This is a genomic window from Kordia zhangzhouensis, from assembly GCF_001005305.1.
Lineage (GTDB): Bacteria > Bacteroidota > Bacteroidia > Flavobacteriales > Flavobacteriaceae > Kordia > Kordia zhangzhouensis.
Window position 1 is genome coordinate 69,290 of record NZ_LBMH01000013.1, and the last position, 8,587, is coordinate 77,876.

Here is an 8,587-nt window from a genome sequence, read left to right on the forward strand (position 1 = left end):
AACTATTTAAATTTCAGTGGTTATATTATATTCATTATCTTCTTTAACCTGCATATTTAGTTCTTTATATTGGATATAAGATGCTAATTCTTTCACTGTTGTAAACTCAAAAATGTCTTTAATCATGAGTTCTATTTTTAACTTTTCTCTGATTAAAGAAACCAACCGTGTTACCAGTAGTGAATGCCCTCCTAAGTTGAAAAAATTGTCATGAATCCCTACTTTTTCAACATTTAATAGTTCTTGCCAAATGATTGTTAATTGTGTTTCTACATTATTTGTTGGAGCTACATATGTAGCGGTAAATTGTATACTTGCGTCTGGGTTTGGGAGATTTTTCCTGTCTACTTTTCCATTGTAGGTTAACGGTATTTCATTCAATTGAACCCAAATTCTAGGAATCATATACTCCGGTAAGCTTTCAGCTAAAAATGCTTCTACCTTTTCTTTTTCAAAATTTCCCTGAGAAACAACATATCCAATTAGTTGATTATTTCCAATGGTGTCTTTTTTAGCCAATACGCAGCTATTTGTTATACCATTATAATTCAACAAGATACTTTCTATTCCTCCTAATTCAATCCGATAACCGCGCACTTTTACCTGATTGTCTTTTCTCCCAATAAACGCAACATTTCCATCTGGAAGATAATGTGCTAAATCTCCTGTTTTGTAAAGACGCTCACCTTTTTTAAACGGGCTTTCAATAAATTTTTCTGCTGTCAACGCTTCATTATTTACATATTTTTGAGCTAACCCTATACCTCCAATATATAATTCTCCTATTACGCCTATTGGAGTTACTTTTTGGAAAGCATCTAAGATGTAAAAACTCATGTTTGCCAACGGTTTCCCTATAGGCACTATCTTCAATGAATCAAGCTGATCGATAGAATTTATTTCATAATAAGAACTGTCAATAGTAGCTTCAGTTACTCCATAACTATTGATAAATCGAATGTCGTTCCCAAATCGGGAGTACAATCGTTTAAAATCATAGGCATAACAAACATCAGATCCTACAATTACATGTGTAATCCATGAAGTATCCAAAGCAGCGTCATACACATAATCTAATAAGGCAACTGCTAACGATGGTGGCATATCAATCACCGAAATTTGATGTGCAGCTATAAGTTTGTATAATTGTTGCACATCAAACCGAATATCTTCTGGGCAGATAATTAGGCGACCTCCAAATAATAGACTTCTACAGAAATCTGCTATAGAGACATCAAAACCAATACCTGCGGTTTGTAAAAAGCTTGAATTTTCATTGAATCCAAATTCTTCCTGCCAACTTAAACATACATTTAGTAATGCAGTATGGTCAACGGCAACTCCTTTAGGTTGTCCTGTGGTTCCAGATGTGTAAATTACATATGCTAAGTTTTTCCCAGAAATATCAATTGCTACAGGTGTTTGTGCTTCAGTGTGTATATATTCAATTTCTGTATCTAAATGTATATGAGGAATGTCTGCAACACTATCTAATAATGCTACATCTTTACTGTTTGTGATTAAAAGGTGAATTCCCGCATCATTTAGTATGTATGAAATACGATCAGAAGGATTACTAAGGTCAATAGGCACATATACATTTCCTGATTTTAAAACTCCAAGCATACAAATAATCATATCAATTCCGCGAGAAAGTCCAATACCAATATGAAGATTTCCCGATGGATTCTTTTTGGTGATATAATTTGCTAATTGATTGGATTGCTCATGTAATTGTTTGTAATTAATAGAAGTATCTCCATGAATTACAACCGTTTTATTTGCATTTTGAATAGCTTGTTTTTCAAATAAATCAAGAATTGTTGTATCCTTAGGCAAGGATAACTTTTTAGTATTGAATGCATGGAGAATTTGTTCCTTCTCAAATGTACTTAAAATCGATATGTCAGTTACATTGACTTCATTATTCTCTACATGATTTAAGAGTTGTTCTATAGCATTTTCGACAAATGTTACAATACGACTGGCATCTAATTTTTTATCTACAAGTAGTGTGATTCCAAAACCTTTTTCAGCTCCTAAATCGTCCACATCCATGTTAAACGGGTAGTTGGAACGTTCGTTTGTCATTATTTGTACTATATCAATATTGCTTGCTACGTCTAAACTACTATGCTGCCTTTGAGAACCTCTATAGTTTAGAATAGCACTGAATAATGGGAGTTGCATGTCTACTCCGCTCCAAGCTTGAATATCTGATAAAGGTGTTTGCTCGTATGGTAATAAGCCAATTAATTCTTGATGAACTGACTTCAGATATGTAGATATACTATTGTGTAAATTGCAACGTATAGGCAATGTATTTAGAAATAATCCTAAAGAACGATCTGAACCTACTGCCCCTTGTAAACGTCCTGATAAAACCGTTCCAAATACAATATTTTTATAACGATTGCTACAAACACCAATGACCAAACCAAATGCTGCATGAAAGATAGTTGCAGGATTGATTTGCAATTGTTTTGCTACCTCATGAATTTTATACGAAGTTGCAGTAGCTAATACTTTCGTTGCTGTGACTATTGAAGTGCCATCACCATACACGTTTTCTAATTCAAATGGTAACGTAGGTGTTTCTATGTTTTTAAAACGTTGCTCGAAGTATTCTTTGCTATTATTGATAGATTGTTGGTGCAATACATGACCTATGAAGTTTCTGTATAAACTTGGAGTTTCCAATGTAGTTCCTAATCCAGATACATACATAAATATTTCTTCAGCAATAATATTTAATCCAAAATTATCTACGATAAGGTGATGCTGATTTAATAGTAAATAATAGGCACTTTGATTGCGGTCTTCGGCTGTTTGCACTTGCAACAATGGTGCTTTTGAGACATCTATCCAATGTGCATCATTTGCTACTATGGCTCTCAATTCTTCTTCTATATGTGCTTCTTCTTTGATTGTAATTTCTGTTACAGGAAGTTTTACTTCTCGCAATACAACTTGTACAGCAGATGGAAGATTGTCGCTCAAGATACAAGTACGTAATACATCATGTCTGGCAATAACAAAAGATAATGCTTCTAAAAAGGCTGCTCGCTTTGCGATACTTGGAAATGAAAATAAACTTGGAGCAATGTAAGCATCCTTTCGTTCTTGAGCTCCCATTAAATGATGAAAATACATACCTTCCTGTAGTGGAGAAAGTGGATACATATCTTGGATGTTGGTGGCGCCTCCAACAATTGTATTCATAATGATATCTAAATGCCTTTGCTCTAATTGAACTAACGGAACCATGTTTGGTGTTATGTAAGAGCACCCTTTTTGTATACCATTAGCAGGAACTTTATAAGCATTTGTGTTGTTTGTTACTTTTAAGGATTGTTCACGAATCGTTGGGTTTTCAAATACATCTTTTACGGTTAGCTTTAAGTTATTGAGTTGTAATTCTGCAATTAGCTTTACAACTAATAAAGAATGTCCTCCTATTTCAAAGAAATTGTCATGAATTCCAATTTTTTCAATCCCCATTATTTTTTGCCAAATAGCAACAAGTTCTGTTTCTATTTTATTTCTAGGAGCTACATAAGTTGAGCTAGACAAAGCACTCATGTCTGGTTCGGGTAAGTTTCTTCGGTTTACTTTTCCGTTGTGGGTTAGTGGAATTTTATCTAATGTTACCCAAACTCTAGGAACCATATAACTAGGCAGATGTTCTTCTAAATATGCTTCTAGCTTCTCTTTATTAAAATTTCCATCAAATACTATATATCCTATTAGTTGATTGTTTTTCGTTATATCTTTTTTGGTCAATACACACGCATTGGAAACGTGTTCGTAATCTAACAGCAGACTTTCTATTTCGCCTAATTCTATACGATATCCGCGCACTTTTACTTGATCATCGCCTCTTCCAATGAATACAACATTTCCATCGGGAAGCCAACGCGCCAAGTCGCCTGTTTTGTAGAGAAGTTCTCCCTCTTTGAATGGGTTGTTTATAAATTTTTCTGCTGTTAATTCTTCATTATTTATATACCCTTTGGCTAACCCAATGCCACCAATATATAACTCGCCAACGATTCCGATAGGAGTTATATTTTGAAACGTATCTAAAATGTAAAAGCTTGTGTTTCCATAAGGCTTACCTATTGGAACTGAGATTAGTGTGTTTAAACTTTCTATGACATCTACTTCATAATAAGAGTTTTCAATAGTAACCTCTGTAACTCCATAGGTATTTGTAAGTCTAATCGTGTCGCCAAATCGATTGTGTAATCGAATAAAATCATGTGCATAACATATATCTGCACCTACCATGACATGGGTTATCCATGAATACGCTGAGTTTGTATCATAAATATAATCTAACAAAGCTATTCCTAAAGATGGAGACATGTCCATCGTGTTAATTTGATGTTTTACGATGAGATCGTATAGTTGTGGTACATCAAAACGAATGTTTTCTGGACTAATGATTAAGCATCCTCCAAATAATAAGCTTCTACACATATCAGCAATGAATGCATCAAACCCAAAGCTAGCTGTTTGTAAAAAGCTTGATTTTGTGTTGAATTCTAGTTCTTTTTGCCAATTTAGACAGGTATTTAACAACCCCAAATGCGCTAAGATTACTCCTTTTGGGCGGCCTGTGGTTCCTGATGTGTATATTATGTAGGCTATTGCTTCTGGACAAATAGTAACTTCGAGTCGTGCAGTACTTTCCAAGCGGATATGTTCTTTTTCTGTATCTAAACATATCTTAGCAATTGTGTCTTTAATCGGTAAAAAAGTATCTTCAATGTTATGTGTAATTAAGAGATTGACTCCAGAATCTGTTAACATATATGAAATTCGATCTGGCGGATGCGTAATATCAATCGGCACATACGCGTTGCCTGTTTTTAAAACTGCCAAAACACTTACTATCATGTCTATTCCGCGGGAAAGCGCAATTCCGATACGAAGATTACCTGACAAATTCTTTTTGTGTATGTATTGTGCTAATTGATTGGATTGTTCATCTAATTCTTTATATGTAATTGATGCATCTTCATAAATTACAGCAATGTTGTTTGCACTTTTCTGAGCTTGTGATGCAAATACATCGAGAATAGTTGTATTGTTAGGAAGAACTAGTTCTTTATTATTGAAAGTGTGTAACAACGTATCTTTCTCATCGGCACTTACTATAGATAAATGGGTTATGTATGCGCTTTTATTTTCAACATTTTCTATAATTTGTTGTAATGCGTTTTCAACATATACCAACACACGATTTGGATCTACTTTTTTATCAACTTGAATGGATAGTTTAAATCCTTTTTCTACACCTAAGTTATCTACATCCATACTGAAAGGATAGTTAGAACGCTCTTGAGTTTTTATCAGTTCTAATCCCAAATCATGTATTTCCAAATCATCACGCACTTGCGAATGGCGATAGTTTAAAATGGTGTTGAATAGTGGAAACTGCTTGTCTACACCACTCCAGTTCTGAACGTCTGATAAGCTTGTTTGTTCGTGATCTAATAATCCTGTAAGTTCCTTGTGTACTTGATATAGATAGTCGGAAACAGTACAATGTAAGTCACAAACAATAGGTAAGGTATTTATAAATAAACCTAAGGAACGGTCAGAACCTATCGCTCCTTGTAAACGTCCAGATAATACTGTTCCATAAACAACTTGTTCATAACGAGTGCTACAAACTCCTATGACCCAACCAAAGGCTGCATGAAATATTGTGGCAGGACTCATTTGTAATATATGAGCTACTTCATTGATTTTGGCAGAAAGAACGGCTGGTAGTTGTTTGGTTGCTTCTCTTATTTCTAAGTCACTTTTATGTATGTTTTGCAACCCAAATGGCAACGTAGGTTCTTCTATTTGCTCAAAACGTGTTCTAAAATATTGTTCACTATTATTGATAGATTGTTCATGTATGATGTGTCCAATAAAATTTCTATATAAACTTGGCGTTTTTAAAGAAGCTTGTTTACCCGCTAAATAGGTGACAACTTCCTCTGTAATAATTTCCAAACCAACATGATCTGTCATTAAATGATGTAAATTTAATAAAAGGTAGTATTTGTCATTAGCGTTATCGTCTACAGTTTGTAAGTGCAACAGAGGTGCTTTGGAGACATCCATGTAATGATGGTTACTTTCAATCATAGTTTGCAATTCTTCTGCTGCAGAACAATCTCCATTCAATTCGATTGTAGTCACTTGAAGCCTTGTTTCTCGCAATACGACTTGTACCGCATACGGAAGTCCTTCACTTAAAATACAGGTACGCAATACATCGTGACGCATTACCACATAAGATAACGCTTCTATAAACTCGTTTCGTTTCTGTAAGCTTTTGAATGATACCAAACTTGGCGTGATGTATATGTCACAACTTTCTTTGGAACTCATTAAATGATGAAAATAAATTCCTTGCTGTAATGGGGAAAGCGGATATATATCTTGAATATTGATGACACCTCCAACAACAGTATCCATAATGATGTCTAAATGCTGCTGCTCAAAATCAATGAGCGGAACCATTTCTGGTGTAATATAAGTGCAGTTTTCGGGTATTTTATTTTCAGGAACCACATAAGTAACTTCCTGTTCTGTAAGCTGTAATGCAAGTTCTCTAATTGTTGGATTAGTAAATACATCTTTGACAGTTACCTGCATGTTATTTTTTTGCAATGCTGCCAATAGCTTTACAATTAATAAGGAATGTCCGCCTAATTCAAAGAAATTATCATGAATGCCTATCTTTTCAATTCCTAGTATTTCTTGCCAAATTTCTGTAAGTTGTGTTTCTGTTTTTGTGTTTGGTGCAATATATGTAGTGGTAATTAAAGTATTTGTTTCTGGATTTGGCAGGTTTTTTCTGTCTACTTTTCCATTACTATTGAGAGGCATTTCATGTAATGAAATCCAAATTTTCGGAATCATATATGTAGGTAAGTGCTTTGTTAAGAATGTTTCTATAACTTCTTTAGCAAAATTCCCCTCAAAAACAATATAGGCTATTAATTGATTATTACCCGTAGCATCTTTTTTTGCTAATACACAACAATTAGAGATGTTTTTGTGCTGTAACAAGGTATTTTCTATTTCTCCAAGTTCTACTCGATAGCCACGAATTTTAACCTGATTGTCTTTCCTTCCTATAAATTCTATATTTCCATCGGGTAACCATCGCGCCAAGTCACCTGTTTTGTATAAGCGTGAATTTTGTTTAAAAGGATTGTCTATAAACTTTTCTTTTGTTAATGCAGTGTTGTTTACATATCCTTGAGCTACTTGTACGCCACCGATACACAATTCTCCCTCTACGCCTACAGGAACTAATTGTAGGTTTTCATTTAAAATATATACCGGAACATTGGCAATTGGTTTTCCTATAGAAATTGTATCTGTAATTTTTCCATCAAAAGTAGTGGCACATACACTAGCTTCTGTAGGTCCATACGCATTTATATAACGACCTCCTTGTGATTGGAATAATTGGGCTTGTGCTATAGGCGCTTCTTCTCCTCCAGTTACTAAAGTTTGCAAAGTCTTTATTTTTTGTATCTCTAAAACCCTTGTAAAAGCCGCAGGTAAGGCTGCTATAGTTATTTCATTTGTATTTAAATAGTTTATAAAATAATCAACATCATATTTTTTGCTTTCTTCTATGATATACAAACTTCCTCCACATAATATTGAGGATAAGACTTCCCACATAGAAACGTCAAAACATTGATTGGTAAACTGTAAACATTTTGTTCCCTCCTGTACAGGGTATGTAGGCATTTGTGCAAAAACAGTATTGATAATTCCACTATGTGCAATCATCACACCTTTAGGAGTGCCTGTACTTCCAGAAGTATAGATAATGTAGGCAAGCGAACTTGCGTCAAATGCAACATTTTGAGCTGTTGTGCTACATGTATCTTTTACTTCATCATATGTTGTTAAAAATTCTTGATCAATAATACACTTGCAATTACTATCAGTTTCTATAAATCCTATACGCTCTTCAGGGTAGTTTGGATCAATTGGAATATATACTGCTCCAGCTTTTAAAATTCCTAGCATGCAAATAATCCACTGATTACTACGAGATATTTTCAATCCTACAAAGTCTCCTATCTCTATTTTATCATTCGTAATTAAATAACTTGCAAAACGATTCGATTCTAAATGTAATTGTTTATATGTAAGTTCTTGATTTTCAAAACTAATTGCAACCGTATCAGGAGTTTTTTCAACCTGATTCGTAAATACATCTACAATAGTTTTTCTGAAAGGAATTTCTGTATCTACTCTATTAAAGATATTAAGTACCGTATCTTTCTCTTCCTCAGTTAATATAGATAGATCGGCTACTTTTAACGCATCATTTTCTATATTATTTACCAGTTTTTCTAATACGTTTTGAATGTATGTTAAGATACGTTTTGGATTTATTTTTTCGTCTATTTGTAAGTTTAATGAAAAGCCTTTTCCTGTTCCTAAGTTATCTACGTTTAGTCCAAATGGATAGTTAGAACGTTCTTGTGCTGCTATAATTTTTACTTCTTGATCTTCTAAAGCTGAATTCTCTCGTTCTTCTGTATGACGATAA

1 protein-coding gene is annotated in these 8,587 nt (G+C 33.9%); it reads right to left on the reverse strand.

From position 1 onward, the window contains the following. Positions 1-6: 6 nt before the first annotated feature. A partial coding sequence (locus AA088_RS15795; RefSeq protein ID WP_046746003.1) for a non-ribosomal peptide synthetase occupies positions 7-8,587 on the reverse strand: 8,581 nt, incomplete at its 5' end.